Origin of the sequence: Plantactinospora sp. KLBMP9567 (assembly GCF_033446045.1) — a bacterium.
GTDB lineage: Bacteria > Actinomycetota > Actinomycetes > Mycobacteriales > Micromonosporaceae > Plantactinospora.
This window is the reverse complement of record NZ_JAWQRR010000030.1, coordinates 1-19,392: the sequence shown is the minus strand read 5'-3', so window position 1 is coordinate 19,392 and position 19,392 is coordinate 1. Positions and strand designations below refer to the sequence as shown.

Genomic DNA, 19,392 nt, shown 5'->3' with positions numbered 1-19,392 from the left:
AGGGCCAACCTTCACACTTCGATCTCAAAGATCGAACCTATCAGCACGATCTCCGCGCGGCGGTAATCCGGCTCGACCTTCAGGGGTGGTACAAGATCGTGATGCGTACGCTGCGCGGCCGTCGGATAGCCGAACTCCCACCGTTGAGCGCAGGGGAAGACCTCGTCGCGCTGAACGCAACCGTCGAAGGCCGATTGATCGCCGTTTCGGAACACTGCCGTCGGCGCAACCGGCTACGGGACGTGCGGGTGCGAATCCACCTGCACGACGCCGGGCACGGCTGGCGCCAGGTTTCGCTGAGCGGCGTGACGATAGCGCCGTCCCGGGTCGACCTGCTGCCCGGCGGAGAGTTCCTGCTGGTCCAGTCCCGTTGCACCCGCCAGCCGCACGAAATTGCTCAAGACAACGCGCAGGTCTTCGACACCTCCGGCCAGCCCGTACGGTCGTTCCGGCTCGGCGACGGCATCAGCCACCTCGCCATCGACGAGCCGGGCACCATCTGGGTCGGCTACTTCGACGAGGGCGTCTACGGCGGCGACCCGCTCAGCGCCGCTGGCGCAGCACGATTCGACGAGTACGGCCGGCGGCTGTGGTCGTACTGGCCGCCGCCGGGATTCGACCACATCGCCGACTGCTACGCCCTCAACGTCGACGCCCGCACCACCTGGGCCTACTACTACACCGGATTCCCGCTCATCCGGATCACCGACACCGAAGTCCGGCCCTTCCGACCGGGTCCAGTCCGCGGCGCGAGAGCCGTACTGGTCTACGACGACGAGGCCGTTCTCATCGGCGAATACGGGAACCCGTACCGCCTGACCGAATGCCGCCTACTCGACGACACCATCGCTGGACACGGCCCGGTCGTCCTGACCGATCCCGCCGGCCTCCCGCTGGAGAAGTTCCGCCTGGTCAGCACCTGCGGAAGCCGCCTCATCGTACGAACCACCCGCCATATTTTCGAGGCCGACCTCGCCGACCTCGCCCCAACTGACCGACTCGTCGGGCCGGCAGTGGCTGGACAGCGACCAACAGGGAACCAGCGCTCGCCTGAGAACAGCAAACCCCGGTCGCGCTAACCAGCTGTCCGGAGTCGTTGATCCGCTGGGGTGAGTCACCCTTCAGGCCCGCCGTCAGCGCCGGGACACTCCCATCCCTGCCGTGACCAGTGCGGTCAGGTTGGAAAAGGCTCACTCTCCTTCGTTGGATTAGCCGTCTCGAAGGATCGCGCGGTGGCCGTCTCCTATCTACGCAACACGCCCATTACGGGCAAGTCGTACACCACTTCCCTGGACGTGACCACATCTTGATCAGGTCGGAGGCACACCGGTGCCGAGTGTGCCGCACCGCAGCTGCCACTGGCGACAGGCTCCACCACCGTCTTCGCGCCAGAGCCCTTCGTGTCTGACACACCCCCGGTTACCTCGTCAGGCGAGGCGCCCGCCGGCGCGGCGCGGCTTGGCCGTTTGCGACGGCATTGAGGAGTTGCTGGAGTTCGCGGGGTGGTGGTTGGTCCGTCCATGCTTGCCGCCAGCGGTGCAGCAGGCGCCAGGGGGTGAGCCAGCGCGGACGGCGCGTACCGCTTCAGGCCAGGTGGGGTGTCCGGTGGGTGGGCCCCCTCTGTCCGGAGTCGTCGTCTGACGGGTCCGGAGGGGTCGCGTTGGGCTCGTTTGTGGATGGTGGGTCGAACCGGTAGAGGTCGATCACGAAACGGCGGCCACTGGCAATCGCGGCCATTCGGATGCCCAGCGTCCCAGGGTTATGGCGTAGTCGGATCATTGCTGGTCAAGACGTGGAGGAGGTCGCCGGAACGGCGGTCGGTCCAGGTGGTGCGGCCCACCGGACGTACGCCCTGGACCGGCCGGGCGTGGTCTGGTTGATTTTGGTGTGTCACTGGTGAGCCGTCGCCGGAGCGCCGGGGGTCCAGGGCGAGTGGTCCTGGCCGCCGGAGGCCGGATCCGGGTCGCAGGGTCGGGGGCCCTACCCGCCGGAGGCGCCGCCCTTGCGGATCGTCGCGGTACCCGCTATACGGCCGGTTCCGCCTCGGACTCCGCGGTTCGCTCAGCGGTCGCTCGGGTGGCCGGCACCCATCGGCCACGCAGCGGTCGTCGCGCGGAGTGTCTCGTCGGCGACGTTCGACGCCCATTGGTGTGGTACGACTGCGTCAAGACCGGTGTGAAGTCGACAGAGCGGGGCGAACCAATGAGGAGTAGGGCAGCCACGCTGCTGCGCGGACCTGAGGATCCGGGCCGGGCCACGTTCCTGGAACTGTTCTTCGACCTGGTGTTCGTCTTCGCGCTCTTCCGGCTCTCGCAAGGGTTGCTGGAGCGTCTGACCTGGAGCGGCGCCTTCCAGACGGTGGTGGTGCTGCTCGCAGTGTTTTGGGTGTGGGGCCACACCGCGGGGGTAGCCAACAGGTTCGACCCGGCCCAGCCGGCGATACAGGCGCTGGTCATCGGCTGCATGTTCGGCAGCTTTCTGCTCGCAGTGGTGGCGCCTGAGGCGTTCGGTCCGCACGGTCTGGTCTTCGCCGGCGCGTACGTCGCCGTCCAGGTCGGTCGCAGCTTCTTCCTCGTGCTCGTCACACGGGGCGTCGAGCGGCAGCGCTTCGAGCTGCGGACGCTGTTCTGGTTCGTGGTGTCGGCGCCGCTGTGGCTCGCCGGCGCGCTCGCGCACGGTTGGGCCCGTGGGGTGCTGTGGGCGGTCGCGGTGGCCGTGGACTCCGCGGCGCCCAGACTCGGCCTTCCAACGCCGGGGCTGCCCAGCGCGAGACCGGCGGAGTTTTCATTCTTGAGCGAGTTCGTGGCCGAGCGGCATCGGCAGTTCTTCATCATCGCGCTCGGCGAGTTGATCGTGGTGTCCGGGCTGGCATACGCCAGCGGCGGCCTCGTGGCCGACCGCACGGCGGCGGTCGTGGTGGCGTTCGTGACCACGGTGCTGTTGTGGCGCATCTACATCTACCGGGCCGGTGAGGTGTTGGGCGCGGCCGTCGCCGCGGCCCCGGATCCGCTCCGCGTTGTCAACTCCGTGTTGTACGCCCACGCGGTGATGGTCGCCGGTGTTGTCGCGATTTCGGTCGGCGACGAGCTGGTCATCAGGCATCCGTCCGGGCACACCCGGCCGGCGTGGATCGCCGTCGTCCTCGGCGGGCCCGCACTGTTCCTCGCCGGCCGGGCCATTCTCGAGTACGCGGTGTTCGCCCGGGTGTCCCGAGACCGTGTGATCGGAGTGCTCGTACTCGCTGTCATTTCGCCGGCGATGATCCTCGTGCCGCCACTCATCGTCGCGGCCGCCGCCGCCGTCGTCCTCGCCGGGGTAGCGGTCGCTGACGCGGCCAGCCGTCCGGCGGGCAGGTGTGACGCCCGCTGATGGCATCGGGTCGTGGCGGAGTCGCCGTAGTACTCCGAGCTGGGGAAAGCCCGGCACATGGGGAAGGGCGACAGCGTGATCAGCAGCGTGTGCTCGACGGAGGAGTCGCCGCTGAACAGCGGCGAACCGCTCCCGGAGTGGCCGAGCTTCGGCCAAGCCGAGAGACGGGTACTCGAACACCAGCGCAAGCTGCACCGATGGGCAAGAACCGAACCGCTGCGGCGGTTCGTTGACCTGTTCAACTTGGTCTGCGACCGGGCGACGCTGATGCACGCCTGGGAACGAGTGGCAGGCAACAAAGGGTCGATGACCGCAGGGGTGGATGCGGTGACACGGTTCGCCGTCGTCCGCGACGACGGGTTGATCCCGTTCCTGGAGAACTTGCGGACATCGCTGCGCGACGGCAGTTTCACACCGTTGCCGGTGCGGCAGACGACGATTCCGAAGAAGGGCGGCAAGGTTCGCTACCTCGGGATACCGACACTGCGGGACCGGGTCGCGCAGATGGCCCTGAAGTTGGTCCTGGAACCGATCTTCGAGGTCGACTTTTACCCTGCGAGCTACGGGTATCGGCCTGGACGGCGGGCTCAGGACGCCATTGCCGAGATCCACCATTTCACCCGCAAGCCGTCGACCTACGAGTGGATCATCGAGGGCGACATCAAGGCTTGCTTCGACAACGTCGACCACCAGGTCCTCATGGGCCTGGTGCGCGAACGCGTCACCGATAAGAGGGTGCTGCGGCTGGTGCGGGCGTTCCTGCGCGCCGGGGTTGTCGAACTGCACGGTGGCTTCGCGACGAGCCTGACCGGCACGCCGCAAGGCGGGGTCATCAGCCCGTTGTTGGCCAACATCTACCTGTCTGTCCTGGACCGGCACTTCGCGAAGGTCTGGGACGAGCAGATGAGCCCGGGATGGCGGCGGCAGTATCGCCGCCGGACGGGCCGGCCGAACTACCGCATGATCCGTTACGCCGACGACTTCGTGGTGCTCGTGCATGGCACCAGGGACGAGGCCGAGCAGATCAAGCAGCAGATCGCCGAGATCGTGGGCCAACAGTTGAAGATGACCCTCTCGGATGAGAAGACCCTGATCACCCACATCGACGCCGGGTTCAACTTCCTTGGCTTCCGCGTCCAGCGCAAGCAGTGGAACGGCCGACCGGTGGTGCTGACCTGGCCCGCGAAGGACGCCCTCGCAGCCGTCATGCACAAGATCAAGCAATGGACCAGGCGAGGAACCACCTCGATGACCCTGTCCGAGGTGCTGCGGAAGATCAACCCGATCCTGCGCGGCTGGGCCGCGTACTTCCGTTACGGCGTCTCCAAGAGGACGTTCTCCTACCTGGGCTGGTACGCCTGGTGGCGGATGATCGGCTGGATTCGCCGCAAGCACCCCCACCTGACCTGGAAACAGATCCGGCGACGCTACTACGGCGCCGACCGGATCACCGAGGATGACGTCACCCTCTACAACCCGGCGAAGATGAGAGTCGAACGCTACCGCTTCCGCGGCCAGCAGATCTGCACGCCCTACAACATCGACGTGGTCGACCCTGCCGGAGCACGCTTCCGCCAGACCAGCCACGACGATGGGCTCTTCGTCGCCCAGGTCAGCGAACTGATCAGCTAACCCATCGTGAACACGTGGAGAGCCGGATGCGGGGACGACCTGCACGTCCGGTTCGGAGGGCGGGGACGAGGAAACCGACAGCCGAAACGCTGCACGGCGTCTCGTCCCCGACCCAACACATCCCGTTCGAACCCGAAGCGGCCAACCTGTTCTTCCAACTCGTCTCCGCCAGATACGAACGCGCCAGCCTCATCGTCACCAGCAACAAGCCCTTCGGCCGCTGGGGCGAGGTCTTCGGCGACGACATCGTCGCCGCCGCAATGATCGACCGCCTCGTCCACCACGCCGAAGTCATCTCACTCAAGGGAGACAGCTACCGACTCAAAGACCGCGACCTCGGCCGCGTCCCCGCGGCCACCAACGACGACCGATGACCAACAAAGGGGGGTCAGATTTCAGCCGTCGCCAGAGGGTCAAAATTCGGGATCTGGCCCAAATTTCGTGATGAGGGTGGACCCTGTCAGGCCAGCAAGACGCGTTTGCGGAGCAGGTCGAGGTTGGCTCTGCCGTACATCTGTCGCTTGATCATCTTGATTCGGTTGACATGCCCTTCGACAGGTCCGGAACTGTAGGGCAGGGTCAGGCCGTTGACGACGGCGTGGTGGTCTCGGCGCAGGCCGGCGGTGAAGGAGTGCAGGTCGGGCTGGTCGTCGGCGTTCACGGCGGCTATCCAGGTGTCGAGTCGGTGGCCGTGTCTGCCGGTGAGGATCTCCGCGAACGCGGTGACGTGCCTAGCCAGTGCGTCCAGGTGTGGGCAGGCGGCGCGTGCCTGGGTCAGGTGGTCCCGTTCGTCGGCGTCGAGGGTGTCGGGATGTCGGAGCAGCCAGGTGGTGATGGCGCGGACCTTGGGTGGTCGCCACGGAGCTGAGGCTGCGGCGGTGGCCGTTCGCAGGGGTTGGAGGTAGGTGCGCAGGGTGGCGATCGTGCCGCGGTAGCTGCGGGCGCGGATCTCGGCGAACAGGAGGGCGGCGTTGGTGGTCCCGTCGTTCCACCGCTGCCGCAGGTAGGCGGCATGCTCGTCAAGGATGCTGGGTCGTCCGGCGTGGGCCTTGGCGAGGAGCTCTTCGACGCTGCTGGCGCGGGCGAACCGGCGCACAGTGTTACGGCCCATACCGAGCTGGCGGCTGATCGCCTTGATCGTAACGCCCTGCCCACGCAGCGCTTGGACCTGCGCGTAGTCGCGTCGTAGACGCGGGACCAGCAGTCCTTGCTCGGCCCGGTCGACCTGGGCTTGGGTCGTGACCTGGCCCAGGTCCGGTCCCGATGGTGACGGTGGTGGGCGTAGCGGTTCGGTGAGGCAGCGGTGGTGCCGGGCTACCGTCTTCTCGGCGTGTTCGGCCAGGTTGTGCCACAAATGCCAGCGGTCGGCGACCTGAATGGCCTGCGGCGCTCCGGTGCGAGCGCCGTCGGCGTAGGCATTGGCCCGGTCCCGGCAGACGACCCGGACCTGCGGGTGGTTGGCCAGCCAGCCGGCGAGGGTGGCCGCTTCACGGTCGGGTAGCACGTCGATCGGACGACGGGTGGTGAGGTCGATCAGCACGGTGGCGTAGTGGCGGCCTCGGCGGAGGGCGAAGTCGTCCACACCAAGCACGGTGGGGGTCGGTGATTCCGGCTCGGGCAAGGCGCGTAGCCCGCGCAGGATGCTGCTGCGGCCGACGGTCCAGCCCAACCGGCTGGCCAGCCGGGCGCCGGCCCGGCCGGCCAGCACCAACCCGATCCTCTCCAGCGACCGCTGCGACGGCGGACTGTGCCTGGCATACCTACGGGTCAAGCCAGGAACCTGCTCAACAAACGTGCGCGCGGGGCACGCCGGGGTGTCGCAGAAGAACCGTCGCACCCGCAGCCGGATCTCCACCGGCTCGCCAGCCAACGCGGCGTCGGTCAACCGGCGCTCATAGCGACTGTGAACCCGGCTGCCGTCGCGGCCGCATCTGCCACAGACCGCCTGAAGGGCCCGCGATCGGGCCCATAACCGCAGACCACCAGCGCGACGCTCGATCCGGTCAACGCCCACGCCAGCCAGGTGCGGCAGCAGCACCGCGAGGTCAGCCAATCGCACGGCCGCCGACCCTACACAGTGAATCAAACGCCACGGGGGTCAGGACTGATCACGAAATTTGGGCCAGATCCAAAATTCGGACGTCGTTGACACGGTGCTCCGGGTGTTGGGGAGCGGTGTCGCGAGCGCTTCCGGAGTGTGAAAGTCGGCACCGGAAGGCGTCTGACCTGCATGTATGGTCCCTCCATGGTGGGCACTTCCGAGATGTGGAAGTCCTGCTACCAGGGGTGACCGCTTCTCGATGCTGGAAGTGTCCGGCTGACGCTCAAGCCATCGGGTACTTCTCTGCGGTCGAACTACTCCCGGCAGGTCTATCCCTGATCGAAGGCATCTTGACTACCAGGGAAGCTCATGGGAGTGAGGACGATGGGCGGATGCAGGTTGAGCGCTATGGGTTGCGGTTGCCCGCCACCTCTGTGGCTGGGTCGAGTGTGGCGAGGTCGACTGTTACCTGGGTAGCCTCTGGGATTCCGAGTGCCAGGTACAGGCGCAGGGCCTGCCGCAGGTGGGAGACGGCGGAGGCCATGTTGCCGAGGTCGGTGGCGGCGCGGCCGATACCTTCGTGGGCGCGTGCTTCTTCGATGCGGTGGCCGTGGTGATGAGAGATGGTGAGGGCTTCCTGGTGCAGGGCATGGGCCTGGTCGGGGTGTCCGGTGAGCCGGCGCAGGGTGCCGAGGTGGTTGAGGGCTTCGGCCTCGTCGTCAGGAGCGCGCACCTTGCGTAGCGTGGTGAGGGCCTGCTGGAGGAGATCTTCGGCAGCGGCGTGGTCGCCGGTGAGGTATCGCACTACCGCGAGCTGGGTGCGGGTATACGCCTGGCCGAGACGGTTGTTGAGAGTGCGGTGGAGGTCCAACGCTTGATGCAGCAGCTTCTCCGCGCTCGGGTAGTCCCGGGTTAACCGCCGCACGATTCCTAGATCTTGGAGAACGTGGGCTTGGCCGAGACGGTTGTCGAATGCCCGGTGGAGGTCCAACGCTTGGTGCAGCAGCTTCTCCGCGTTCGGATGGTCCCCGATTGACCGCCGTACGACCCCCAGCTCGTGGAGGGTGTTGGCCTGGCCGTGCCGATGATCGAGTGCGCGGTGCAAGCCCAGGGCTTGGCCTAGTAGGTCGTTCGCGCCTGGGTAGTCTCCGGCTAGCCGGCGTACGGCACCCAATTCGTGGAGGACGTGGGCTTGGCCGAGCTGGTTGTTGAGCGCGCGGTGCAGGTCTAGGGCTTGGTTCAGTAGGTCGTCCGCGCCTGGGTAGTCCCCGATCAACCACCGCACGACCCCCAAACGGTGAAGCGTGTTGGCTTGGCCGAGGTGGTTGTCGAGTGCGCGGTGCAGGTGTAGGGCTTGGATCAGCGCGTTCTCCGCGCCCAGGTTGTCCCCCGTCAACGCTCTGATGGCCCCGAGATCGATGAGGGTGTTCGCTTGGCCGAGGTGGTTGTCGAGTGCGCGGTGCAAGTCTAGGGCTTGGCTCAGCACGTTCTCCGCGCCCGGGTAGTCCCCGATCAGCCGTCGTACGGCCCCCAGATCATGGAGGGCATTGGCTTGGCTGAGCCGGTCACCGACCTGCGCGGCGTGGTTGATGGCGTGCTGGTGCAGGTCAACCGCAGTAGTCCAGGGGCCCTCGCTGCGTAACAGGTTGGTGAGGCCAGCGGTGAGCCCGACCACACGGTGGTGCTGGTCGCGGGCCGTGGTGTGGTGCAGGCAGGCCAGTAGGTTCGCTCGTTCGACGCGTAGCCACCCGGCGGCGCTGTCCCAGCCCGTCAGTTGGGGGGCGGCTGCCGGCGCCACCACCGTAGTGGTGGCGGAGCGGGTGTAGCGGGCAATCAAGCGGTCGGCGCGGCCGGCGGTGTGCTGGTAGTAGTCCAGCAATCGCGCCACAGCCTCGTCACGCACGGGCGGTGGGTCGATGGTGCTGGCAAGGGTACAGCCGAATGTGCGGACAAGGTCGTGCATCCGGTAGCGGCCAGGTGCGGGCTCGTCAAGGAGGTGGTCGCCATACAGCCTGTCGAGATGCTCGATTGCGCCGTCCAGGGTGGTGTTGGTGAGCGCGGCCGCGGCGCAGTCGTCGATGTCGATTCCCGGGTGCAGGCAGAGGAGCCGGAAGAACCGCTGCCGCTCCGGTGGTAGGTGGCGGTAGGAGAGGTCGAACGCGGCGCGCACGGTGGCTTCCTCACCCTTGACCGTCAATACCCGGCCACCCGTCCCGTATAGCTTGGCGAGCAGGTCCGCCATCGTCCAGGTGGGGCGGGTGGCGAATCGGCTGGCCGTTATGGCGATCGCCAGTGGCAGGAAACCGCAGACCTCGACCAGTTCGGCAACCGCTTCGGGTTCGGCTTCGGCGCGGGGAACCAGCCGGAGGAACATCGCTGCCGCGTCGGCAGGGCACAGGAGTTGCAGGTTGAGGTGGGTGGCCTCGGGTAGGTCGGCTAGGCGAGCCCGGGAGGTTATGAGTACCAGCGCGTTGCTGGTGCCGGGCAGCAGTGGCCGTACCTGTGCCGTTGACCGCGCGTTGTCGAGCACGAGCAGGGTGCTCTTTCCATTCATCCGGTCCCGCCAGAGGGCTGAGCGGGCCTGTAGCCCGTCGGGGAGCTGCCGGGGGTCGAGGCCGTCGGCGCGCAGCAGGTCGGCGAGGGCATCGGCGGGGTCGGTGGGTTCGTGACCAGGGGTGTAGCCGTGTAGGTCGACGAAGAGCCGGCGATCCGGAAACGTGGCGGTCAGCAGGTGCGCAGCGCGTACCGCGAGCGCGGTCTTGCCGATGCCGGGCATGCCGTCGATGGCGTGAATCGCGACCACCCCACTGGTTACGGTGGCGTCGGTGACTGCGGCGGTGATCTGCTCCAGTTCACGGTCCCGGCCGACGAACACGGCCTGCCTGGCCGGCAGCGTGTCCCGCGCCGGCCCCCCGCTGCTGGGCGGGTTGAGTTCGGTCAGGGCGTGGAACACCTCGAACTCCAGCCGGTCCACGGTGGAGAAGTTGCGAAGGATCAACCCGGCATCGCCCAGTCGGGCTCTGAACCTGTCAATTCGTGACCGGTCTGCATCCACCAGACCGGCGGGCAGATCGGGACGTTCGTTGAGTAGGAACACCAGCCGCGGCAGCCCGGCCTCGGTGGCCGCCTGGAACTCCAACTCGGTGTAGGACATTGACGTGTCAGGGACGATCGACCCGTACCGGAAGCCCACCACTGCCACGTACACGCTGCAGGCCAGGACTTGCTCGTGACAGTAGCGAGCGGGCTGGCCATCGCGCGCCGCGAAGTAGGCCATGTCCACCGGGACATGCCGCGCCCGGTTCACCGCGTCGATCGCCGCCCGCACGAACGACACATTCCGATCCGGATACCCGGCCATGTCCGACGTGTGGCTGATGAACACCTGCACACCACCCGCCACGAGACCCTCCCCACGTTGTTCGACGGCCTGGGATGCACGCTCACCCTTTCCCAGGCGGGCGCGTCGCCCGCGTCACCCGCCTTGGCGGGAGGATATGCCGCTCCCAGTATTTCTGGACGGTTTTCCGAAGTTGTGTTTTCGTTTGCGGCAGGTGTCATGGCGTCGAGTGTCGGATGCCTGGAACTTTTCTTGCGATCTCGACTTCTGTCGCAAGGATCTACCTGCAGGATCGACGCCTGCCTAGCGGACCGCACCCAGGTCGAACACGAATTCACCTCCCGAGGTGAGGAAACCAGTAAGTGGGGGACCGGCGACGGATAGGCCATCCGACGCCGGTCGGTGATTGCTAGGAGTGTTCTTGGGCGCTCAGAGGAATCGGTGTGAAGCGTTGTCGAGATAGGTGTTGTTCAGGTTTCGCCATGTTCCGGCGGCTACATTGTCGTACGTACCTCCGTAGTTGCTGTTGTAGTAGACGCGGACGGTCCCGGAACTGCGATTCCATGCCGAGGTGGCATTGTTTTTCATGCATTGTCCCTGCCCTGTCCCCGTCGACCGGAACTCGTAGCAGGTGGGCTGGGTCGAGCCGTAGTTCGCGAGCGAACCCGTGAAGTCGGAGAGCGATCCGGTCAGGTTCGGTCCCCAGTAGAAGCAGACCTCGCCGACTTCGCATATGCCGTTCCTGGGGGTGGCCGCCGAGGCGGTGGACGGAGCCATTACGGCGACAGCTGACACCGATCCGAGTACAACGATTATCGCGCGTGCGGCGATCATTCTGATTTTGGTCATCTGCTTTCCTTTCGGATTGAAGCCTTCGCTATGTCGGTGCGAAGGTGACTTGAAGGCTCGTCCGAGCCGGAGGACTCGAACCGGGGTTGCGCCTGTCCGGCTGAGCCGCCGTACCACCCCCTCGGACTCTCGACATGCGCCGGAAAGTCAACAACTGTCAAATTACCGTCTCAATAATTGTGATCTTGACTTTCCGCTGCTAGGTTGCCAGAAATTGATTGGTGACTGCATCCATTGGGCTGTCCATGCATCGTTTCCACTGGCATATACTTCGGTCGCTCTCGGCGGTGGGAGCAAAGGCGTGGCGCTGCCCGCTGCTGGATGCTTATACGTCGCCGGTGCCCGGTCCCGGGCCCGGCGCCGCGAGGAACCGCACGGGAGTGGCGAGTGTGGCCAAGTCCTTCCTTGCATGTCGATGCCAACCGCGGTGGCGTCCGGCGTACTCGATCATCATTGGCGCTAGGCCCGCTTTGGGTCGATGTCGCCGTCGGTTGGCCTTCGGTGTCATGATTTCAGGATCTGTGCAGATGTGCCGAGGTGGCATCACGGTACCCACCGAAGGGTTTGCCCACCGTCGAGGGATTGTGGTCACCGGCCTGACCCCACGTGCGCAGATTTCCGGTTGGTCCGCCTGATCCATGATTCTTCTGGAACGTGATCACGAGCAGGTGCGAATTCAGGCGCTCATCTCCGGTTTGGACTCGGGGACCGGGGCCATCGTGCTGGTCGAGGGTGCGCCCGGGATCGGCAAGTCGGCGCTGCTGGCCAGTGTGTGTGGGAACGCTCGGCGGCGGCAGGTCACGGTGCTCGCAGCGCACTGTGGCGAACTCGAACGGGACATGCCGTTCGGAGTCGTACGGCAGCTGTTCGAGCCGGCTCTGCGCGCTGTCGCTGCGGCGGACCGGACGGACATCCTCAGCGGTGCGGCCCAATTCGCCTCGGTGGTGTTCGAGAACCGCCCCGCTGCTTCCGACGCACCGGTCGGCGATGTCGTACATGCTCTTTACTGGTTGTGTTCGAATCTCGCGGAGCGGGGATCGCTGCTGCTGGTGGTCGACGATGTTCACTGGGCCGATGAGGCGTCGCTGCGGTTCCTCTCTCACTTGGCCCGACGGGTCACGCACCTGCCGGTACTGCTGGTGCTTGCCACGCGCCCGGCTTGGCGGCAGGGCCGGTCACTGGCTGCTCAGGTACTGAGCGGCGTCACGTCGCACTTCTTGCCCTTGGCTCCGCTGAGCGGTGGGGCCGTCGCGGAGTTGATTCGTGATTCCCTAGCGCAGGACGCGGAGGAGGTTTTCTGCGAGGCGTTTACGTCGGCCAGCGGTGGCAATCCCTTCTTGGTCATCGAGGCGATCAAGACGCTTCGCGCCATTGGTGTCGCCGCCCGGGCAAGCGAAGTGCATCACCTGGAAGCCCTGCAGTCCGATTTCATCACGAGATCCGTGCTGGAGCGCATCATCTCGGTGGGACCCCAGGCCCTGCCTCTGGCCCGAGCAGTAGCGGTGCTCGGCGGCTCGGCAACTCTGCGCCGGGCCGCGACACTCTCCGGTGCTGCTGGTGGGATGGCAGGGCCCCCTTCGGAGCAGACAGGGTCCGACCAGGCCGCGATGATCATCGACCTTCTCGTACGGGAAGGTGTTCTTGCTCCGGGGCTTCCCCTCGACTTCGTGCATCCGCTAGCTCGTACTGCGGTCTACACCGACATCAGCGTCTCGGTGCGTGCCCACCTACACAAGGCGGCAGCCCTGTTGCTGGCGGACGAACAGCTGGCGCCCGAACATCTCGCGCCTCACCTCCTCGCCTGCGAACCCACGCGAGACCCCTGGGTGGCAGATGCCCTACACGCCGCAGCCCGGGCCACTCTCGGTCGCAGCGCGATCGAGAGTGCCATCAAGTTCCTGGAACGGGCGCTGGTCGAGCCGCCCGAACCACCCGCCCATACGTCGATACTCGTCGACTTGATTCGGGCACTGGTGCTGTCGAACCGGCTCGACGACGCCGCCGGCCGGCTGCAATCGTTCTTGGACGCGCCCGGCGCCACGAACATCTCCGCCGAGACCGCGGTGGAACTCGGCGCGCTGCTGGTGATCGCAGGGCGGCGTTATCACGGCGGCTACCTGCTGCGGTACGCGCAAAGCGCGGCAGGGGACAGCCCGGACATTGCCACCCGGGCCCTCGCGGCAGCCGCCTTTGGCGGTCTCACCGCCATGGATCCACCCCACATCTGGATCCACCAACTGGAACAGGCGGTGCCCGACCTCTCCGGCACGGCAGACGCAGACCGCATGGTGTACGCGACGCTCGCGTTCCTCGCCGCCGCTACCGGCGACCGCCCAGCGGACGAGGTCGTCCGCCTGGCCTCTGTCGCCGCAGCCGGTCCCTTACCGGCCAGGAACTTCGGCATGCTAGCCAATCTGGCCGGGGCGGCGCTCGCTATCTCTGGAGAGGGCGACTACGCGCTCCAGTTGCTCAGCAAGGGGATCGACACCGCCCGCCAGAGCGGGGACATCGCCACGTTTGGCTACCTCCTGGTTCTCCGGTCACACGCCGCGATCGATGTCGGGCAGCTCATGGAGGCCGAAGCCGACGGTCAGACGGCGATCGAGATCTACCAGGAACGCCCCGAGGAGCGTCCACTCGCAGCCGCGGTACTCATCGACGCACTCGTCGCCCGTGGCGAGACCGTCGCTGCCCAGCAGGTGCTCACCACCCTGGGCCTCGAAACACACCTCCCGCTGAACTGGCTGATCTCTCACTTCTTCCACCTGGCCCGAGCCCGGCTCCGCCTCCAGCAGCGCCGCCCAGCGGATGCGCTCGCCGACCTGGCCGTCTGCGGTGACGCGCTCACCGCCGCCGGATACACCAACCCGGCCTTCGCCAGATGGCGCTCCGAGATGGTTCAGGCGCACCTCGCCATGGGTGACACCGCCAAGGCTCGTACCCTGGCCGCCGAGGAACTCGAACTTGCCCGGCGGTTCAAGGCCCCACACTCGCTCGGCATCGCCCTACGCACGGCGGGCATGGCCGCGAAGGGCGCGGAATCCGTCGCCCTACTCCGGGAAGCCGCAACCACCCTCGAACGCACCTCCGCGACGCTCCACCACGCACACGCCCTGGTCGAGTACGGCGCCGCGCTGCGCCGCAACGGCGAACGCATCGCAGCCCAGAATCCGCTACGCCAAGCCCTCCACCACGCCACCCGCTGCGGGGCACAATCGCTGACCAGCCGCGCGATCGACGAACTGTCAGCCGCCGGCGCCCGCCCCCGCCGTAAGACCTTATCCGGACCAGACGCGTTGACCGCCCAAGAGCTCCGCGTCGCCCGCCTAGCAGTGCGGGGCGCCACGAATCGGGACATCGCCCAGCAACTCTTCGTCACCCGCCGCACCATCGAAATCCACCTCACCAGCGCCTACCGGAAACTCAACATCACCTCTCGCCACCAACTTCCAGCGGCGCTCGCATCACCTGAGTGAATCCAGAGGCATTTCGCGCAGCGGCTCCCGAAGGGAGGCATTCGTGTTAGCGCCGAAGAGGTACACCAATGAGCTTCGTGCTCCAGCCGGTCGAGGTGTTTGCGCTGCTCAGGCACGGCGATTCGCATGGGTGGGGGAGCGTTCCGCAATGTTCGTCGGCGTGGTCGGGTGGGGGCGGTGCAGTGCTCCCTGGTGCCGTGCCTACTGGATTGGATCATGGGGCGCGGCGGCCGGACGTGAACGGCGCCGAACGGATGGCAACGGCGCTCAAGGAACATGCCGTGACCTGCCCGAATCCCATTCGAGCAGGTCGCGGCGTGGGGTGGACCGTGTTTGACACGGAAGAGGTAACTGGTTCAAACCCAGTATCGCCCACCACTTATATACGCAGGTCAACTAGCTCGTTGCCGGATTCCGGTAACGAGCTAGTTCGTAATTGTTCCTTACATTGGGAGCAAACTGGGAGCACATGATCATCTGTGTCGCCCGTTTGGATTCGGCGGTGGTGACAGAGCCGGCATCGGCTGCGATGCCGACCGAGCAGCTTGCCCACGGCGGATGCACGGCGCTCCTCATCCCCGCATGACTGACACCTGCCGAAACGCTGATCATCGATTAGCCCGGGGGACGCCCCACACGCCGCGTCGTTTGGATCATGGGGGTGTTCGGTCGGGTGTGTCGGCGGTAGGGGTAGCCGACGTGCCGCGGGTCGTACGCGGCCCCGCTATCGGGATCACGGGGCTCGGAAACCTTCCCGGACTACTGCGAACAACGCTACGGCCGTGCCGATCCCAGCCGCCCATGCCGGGCTACGGGCAGCCACGGCACCTGCCACCACAGCGCCGGCTGCCGCCAATACCGATGACCACCGCCGACGAGGTGGCCTGCTGGGCGGTGGTACCGATGCGCATGCGCTGTCCATGGTCCTTCAACCTCTTCCACTCGACGCCGACCGTTATGACGTTCGGCTGGCTGGGCTTGTTCACCAAGCAGAGCATCCGGACACGGATTGATCCTGGGCGAGGTTGCGGGGCTCTAACGACCCTTGCCGGTACGGTCGGGCGATGGTCCGGAAGTCCCTCAGTCCCGCCGACCAGCGCCTGCTGGACGCTGCTCGTGCTGAAGGCGTCTACATCAGCGCTACTCGGCTTGAGCGGTGGCGCCAAGTAGGACTACTGCCGCGCAACATCACCCGAGGACTGGGTCGGGGCCGGGGGAGCACTTCGGTACCGGCGCCAGGTGCGGCTGACCTGGTCGTGTGGCTAGCTCGGCACGCAGGGTCCGGCCGTCGTCCACGGGACCTGGCGCTACAAGCCTTCGGGGAAGGGCTACTCGTTCCGGAGGACACGGTTCGAGAGGCCATGCGCGCGGTCGTGCGTCGGGTGGTGCTGCCGGCGGAGAAGGAAGTCCCTGCGCCAGGTCCAGGTGAGGACCGCGTCGATTGGGCGTGGGCGGTAGCCGCGAAGGCGGCGGCTCACGAGCAGACGACCATTCTGCCTCGCCGGATGCGGCGCATTGACGCCACTGCGCGACGCCTACGTGCGCCACAGCACTCCCTCACGCTCCGGTCGTTCCTCGTGCTGCGCTGTCCAACCAGGCTGCTGACGAGGCTGGCAGGCGGCGCCAACACGGGACAGGTCCAATAGTTCTTGGACGACGAAAGCACTGGCCACTTCGGCATGTCACGTGGTCAAGTCGAGACTGCGGCCATGGCCGGGCGCCTGACCGCATGGTGGCGTTCCGCCCACGGCAGTCCCTCGCGAAGATGTCGCCTACCTCCTGAGTGAACGCGAGCGCGGACGGCGGCAGATTCGGACGCTGTCGGTAGTTCCGCTCGTGGCGACAGCCAGTCCACTACCGGCCGGAGCCTGGTCCGCCATCAAACGTCGAGCCGGCCCGGGATTGCGTCACGTCGGCCGGAGGTCAGCACCCTACGCAGGCCCCGACCAAGAAGATCCAATTGGTGCGCGGGCATGCCGAGGACGAAACGCTGTTCGACCGGCAGGCCCAATATGGCGGCTGCGTCCTGGTCGAGCACGAGCCGCAGCTCGCGGTCCCTGATCTCGCATTCGCGCACTCCGCCGTAGTGCGTCGCCTGGCCTGGGTCGACCACCAAGCAGTACGTATCCATGCCAAGCTCGATCGTGTCGCGGCTGCTGCCCCGCCCGCGGTGGGCGAGTTTCTTCGTTACGCCGGCTACGCTGCTGCGGTGGCACCGCAACCTGGTCGCCCGTCGGTGGACGTACCCGAGACAGCCGGGGCGCCCATCAACTCGAGCAGAGTTGCGAACACATCGCTGACGGTTGGTCGGCCGTCGCAGTGGGGGTAGGTCCAGTGGCGTTGGACCAAGTTCTGGAGCGTGGTGCCGAGCGCGGTCGACGCAGGGGTGGTGCGGGGCGTACCAGGCCCGTCGGTGACGGACCTGGTACCAGGTCTAATGCCTGTCTCGGGCCGCTGCCGTTCGTGCCGGCGGGTCAGGCCGGGCATGCCCGGAACGGCCAGCTGTTCCTGGTCCCGACTACAGATCTTGAACGGTCAGGTTGGTCGATGTTGCTCCGGCGTGTCTGCGTGACGATGATCGATGGTCTCTTGTAGGCCGGAGGGATGAGGTATCCCGATGGTGGCGGTCTGACCGCGCAAGGGCGGGCCAAACGAGAGGCGGTACGACGTCAGGCGGCGGGTTGGTTCGCCGATGGCGTGCCGGTGCCGGAGGTGGCCCGCAGGTTGCGGGTGTCGCAGACCGCGGTGTACGGGTGGCGGCAACGTTGGAAGGCCGGTGGCGAACAGGCCCTGGCGTCGAAGGGGTCCAGCGGTAGCCGGTGTCGCCTGGACGATTCCCGGCTGCGGCGTCTCGCCGACGCCTTGGACGCGGGTCCGGCCGTGCACGGCTTCGGCGAGGATCAGCGCTGGACCCTCGCCAGGGTGTCGGACCTGATCGCCCGGATGTTTCACACCCGCTACACCCTGCGCGGGACGGCGAACGTGTTGCACCGCCTTGGTTTCTCGGTGCAGGTCCCGAAGCATCGCGCGGCCGAGCGCGACGAGCAGGCGATCACGACGTGGCGGCGGGAGGCATGGCCGGCGGGAAAACGGTAGCGGCGCAGCGCGGCGCGTGGATCTACTTCGAGGACGAGGCCGGTCAGACGCTGCGCCCACCGAAAGCACGTACCTGGGGCCGGCGCGGGCGCACACCGGTCGTGACGGTGTCCGGGAAGGGATCCGGTCGAGTGTCGATCGCCGGGCTGACCTGCTACCAGCCCGGCCGACGCAGCCGGTTGATCTACCGCACGATCGTGCATCGCAACCGCAAAGGCGAACGGCGCAGCTTCAGCGAACGTGACTACATCTGCCTGCTCGACGCCGCTCACCAGCAACTCGACGCCCCGATCGTGGTCATCTGGGACAACCTCAACACCCACGTCAGCGCCGCTATGCGCGAGCTGATCGCCGCCCGAGACTGGCTGCACGTCATCCGGCTACCCGCCTACGCCCCCGACCTCAACCCGGTCGAGGCGGTCTGGTCACACCTGAAACGCAGCATCGGCAACCTCGCCGTGAATGGCGTCGACCACCTGTTGGCGATCATCAAGAACCGACTCAAGAGCATCCAGTACCGCACCGACCTCCTCGACAGTTTCCTCGCCCATACTGGCTTGACCCTTGAGGCCGACACAACCTGACCATTCAAGATCTGTAGCAGGGCTTGGCGTACCAGTACGGATCGAATTCCACCCAGCTGGCGCCGGCCCCTTCGACGAAGGCGTGGGCTTCATTGCCGTTCTGGTCCAGCAGATAGGCCCACGTGCTCGGAGTCTGGTTGTTGTAGACGGACCCCCAGCCGTTCCAGTTGAAGAGTGCGTAGTTGCCGCAGGCGTAGATCACGAACATGCGTCCCCGGAATTCGCCCTCGGTGTAGAGGCACAGGGCGGTGTAGGGACAGGTTCAGGCGGCCTGTGAGGAGATTCCGGAAACGCTCGCGTTGTTGTTGTCGTCGGGCCGGCCTGGATGGCCTGCGCGGAGATTCCGGCGACGCTCGCGCGGTTGCTGTCGTCGGTGCTGGCGTGGGCGGCCGAGGGTACCGTGAGGATGGCGGCGACAGCGGCGAGTGCGGCGATGAGGAACAGCCGTGTTTTCATGCGCCTACAGTGATCAATAGATGGCACTGTGCCAATAGATCCGGTCTGTGGGGAAAATAGCGCAGACGTCCTGATCCTTCGAATCGGGCTCCTAGTCAGCCGAAGCAGACGTGGCTCCGTCCGCACGAACCGTGTGCCGTGTCAAAAAATCCAAAGGGCAGGCCAACGGCCACCGCCCGCGTTTTGGCGCGGCACAGGTTCTCGAGGGTCTCGTCGCGATCGCCGACGAACTCGGACGCACTCCGGCACAGGTGGCGTTGAACTGGGTGGCGAACCGGCCGGGAGTGAGCTCGACCCTTGTCGGGGCCCGGACTCTTGCCCAGCTCGAGGATAACCTCGGCGCCCTCGACACGACCCTCACCGCCGAACACGTCGCACGGCTCGAACAGCTCGGATGCCCCGACCTGCTGCATCCCTACGACCTGCACGTGCCCGAGCACACCCGCCGGCTGCACGGCGGTGCGATCGTCACCGCCCGGTAGTGGGGGGGCGCCCACCCCCCGGGCGGCCCCCCGCGGGGGGTGGGCCCCGCACCCCCCCCACCCGCGT

At 66.6% G+C, this 19,392-nt stretch carries 12 protein-coding genes and 2 pseudogenes; 8 read left to right on the top strand and 6 right to left on the bottom strand.

What is annotated here, in order from left to right; genetic code table 11:
• Window positions 1–11: 11 nt before the first annotated feature.
• A complete protein-coding gene (locus R6Y94_RS23405; protein WP_318398051.1) occupies window positions 12–215 on the bottom strand; it encodes a hypothetical protein in 204 nt (67 codons plus the stop codon).
• Window positions 216–242: 27 nt separating this feature from the next.
• Between R6Y94_RS23405 and R6Y94_RS23400 the strand changes: the two genes are divergently transcribed.
• The 4 genes and pseudogenes from R6Y94_RS23400 to R6Y94_RS23385 all read left to right on the top strand — a co-directional run.
• A complete protein-coding gene (locus R6Y94_RS23400; protein WP_318398050.1) occupies window positions 243–1,079 on the top strand; it encodes a hypothetical protein in 837 nt (278 codons plus the stop codon).
• Between the two features lie 1,123 nt (window positions 1,080–2,202).
• Window positions 2,203–3,369: a low temperature requirement protein A gene (locus R6Y94_RS23395; RefSeq protein WP_318398049.1), complete on the top strand. Its 1,167-nt coding sequence runs from the start codon at window positions 2,203–2,205 to the stop codon at window positions 3,367–3,369.
• Window positions 3,370–3,444: 75 nt separating this feature from the next.
• Window positions 3,445–5,001: a group II intron reverse transcriptase/maturase gene (gene ltrA / locus R6Y94_RS23390; RefSeq protein ID WP_318398048.1), complete on the top strand. Its 1,557-nt coding sequence runs from the start codon at window positions 3,445–3,447 to the stop codon at window positions 4,999–5,001.
• Between the two features lie 116 nt (window positions 5,002–5,117).
• Window positions 5,118–5,375: pseudogene (locus tag R6Y94_RS23385) on the top strand (ATP-binding protein); the annotation flags it as partial.
• An 86-nt stretch (window positions 5,376–5,461) separates the two neighbouring features.
• Here R6Y94_RS23385 and R6Y94_RS23380 read toward each other — a convergent pair.
• The 3 genes from R6Y94_RS23380 to R6Y94_RS23370 all read right to left on the bottom strand — a co-directional run bounded on the left by R6Y94_RS23380 (window position 5,462) and on the right by R6Y94_RS23370 (window position 11,231).
• Window positions 5,462–7,015, bottom strand: coding sequence for an ISL3 family transposase (locus R6Y94_RS23380; RefSeq protein ID WP_318398108.1), 1,554 nt, complete (start codon window positions 7,013–7,015; stop codon window positions 5,462–5,464).
• Between the two features lie 433 nt (window positions 7,016–7,448).
• Window positions 7,449–10,445: a tetratricopeptide repeat protein gene (locus R6Y94_RS23375; RefSeq protein WP_318398047.1), complete on the bottom strand. Its 2,997-nt coding sequence runs from the start codon at window positions 10,443–10,445 to the stop codon at window positions 7,449–7,451.
• 366 nt (window positions 10,446–10,811) lie between these two features.
• Window positions 10,812–11,231 (bottom strand): peptidase inhibitor family I36 protein, encoded by a 420-nt coding sequence (locus R6Y94_RS23370; RefSeq protein WP_318398046.1) that lies wholly within the window; start codon window positions 11,229–11,231, stop codon window positions 10,812–10,814.
• Window positions 11,232–11,869: 638 nt separating this feature from the next.
• Here R6Y94_RS23370 and R6Y94_RS23365 point away from each other — a divergent pair.
• The gene (locus R6Y94_RS23365) at window positions 11,870–14,707 is read left to right on the top strand and encodes an ATP-binding protein (RefSeq protein WP_318398045.1); all 2,838 of its coding nucleotides are present in this window, start codon (window positions 11,870–11,872) and stop codon (window positions 14,705–14,707) included.
• A 1,879-nt stretch (window positions 14,708–16,586) separates the two neighbouring features.
• On the opposite strand, the gene R6Y94_RS23360 is transcribed toward R6Y94_RS23365, so the two are convergent.
• Window positions 16,587–16,838: a hypothetical protein gene (locus R6Y94_RS23360; protein ID WP_318398044.1), complete on the bottom strand. Its 252-nt coding sequence runs from the start codon at window positions 16,836–16,838 to the stop codon at window positions 16,587–16,589.
• 473 nt (window positions 16,839–17,311) lie between these two features.
• Here R6Y94_RS23360 and R6Y94_RS23355 point away from each other — a divergent pair, with 473 nt between their 5' ends.
• Both R6Y94_RS23355 and R6Y94_RS23350 read left to right on the top strand, forming a co-directional pair.
• Window positions 17,312–17,803 (top strand): winged helix-turn-helix domain-containing protein, encoded by a 492-nt coding sequence (locus tag R6Y94_RS23355; protein ID WP_318398043.1) that lies wholly within the window; start codon window positions 17,312–17,314, stop codon window positions 17,801–17,803.
• On the top strand, window positions 17,782–18,387 hold the full coding sequence (locus R6Y94_RS23350) for an IS630 family transposase (protein WP_318398042.1): 606 nt from the start codon (window positions 17,782–17,784) through the stop codon (window positions 18,385–18,387). The genes R6Y94_RS23355 and R6Y94_RS23350 overlap by 22 nt, the downstream gene beginning before the upstream one ends.
• A gap of 4 nt (window positions 18,388–18,391) precedes the next feature.
• Here R6Y94_RS23350 and R6Y94_RS23345 read toward each other — a convergent pair.
• Window positions 18,392–18,634: pseudogene (locus R6Y94_RS23345) on the bottom strand (hypothetical protein); the annotation flags it as partial.
• Window positions 18,635–18,953: 319 nt separating this feature from the next.
• Here R6Y94_RS23345 and R6Y94_RS23340 point away from each other — a divergent pair.
• Entirely contained in the window at window positions 18,954–19,325 is a 372-nt protein-coding gene (locus tag R6Y94_RS23340) for an aldo/keto reductase (RefSeq protein ID WP_318398040.1), read from the top strand.
• The last annotated feature ends 67 nt before the right edge of the window (window positions 19,326–19,392 follow it).

Excerpts from the sequence above, each read along its gene's own strand:
- R6Y94_RS23365 (WP_318398045.1), top strand. The coding sequence starts at position 11,870 with ATGATTCTTCTGGAACGTGATCACGAGCAGGTGCGAATTCAGGCGCTC.
- R6Y94_RS23355 (WP_318398043.1), top strand. The coding sequence starts at position 17,312 with ATGAGGTATCCCGATGGTGGCGGTCTGACCGCGCAAGGGCGGGCCAAA.
- R6Y94_RS23395 (WP_318398049.1), top strand. The coding sequence starts at position 2,203 with ATGAGGAGTAGGGCAGCCACGCTGCTGCGCGGACCTGAGGATCCGGGC.
- R6Y94_RS23370 (WP_318398046.1), bottom strand. The coding sequence starts at position 11,231 with ATGACCAAAATCAGAATGATCGCCGCACGCGCGATAATCGTTGTACTC.
- R6Y94_RS23360 (WP_318398044.1), bottom strand. The coding sequence starts at position 16,838 with ATGGATACGTACTGCTTGGTGGTCGACCCAGGCCAGGCGACGCACTAC.
- R6Y94_RS23350 (WP_318398042.1), top strand. The coding sequence starts at position 17,782 with ATGGCCGGCGGGAAAACGGTAGCGGCGCAGCGCGGCGCGTGGATCTAC.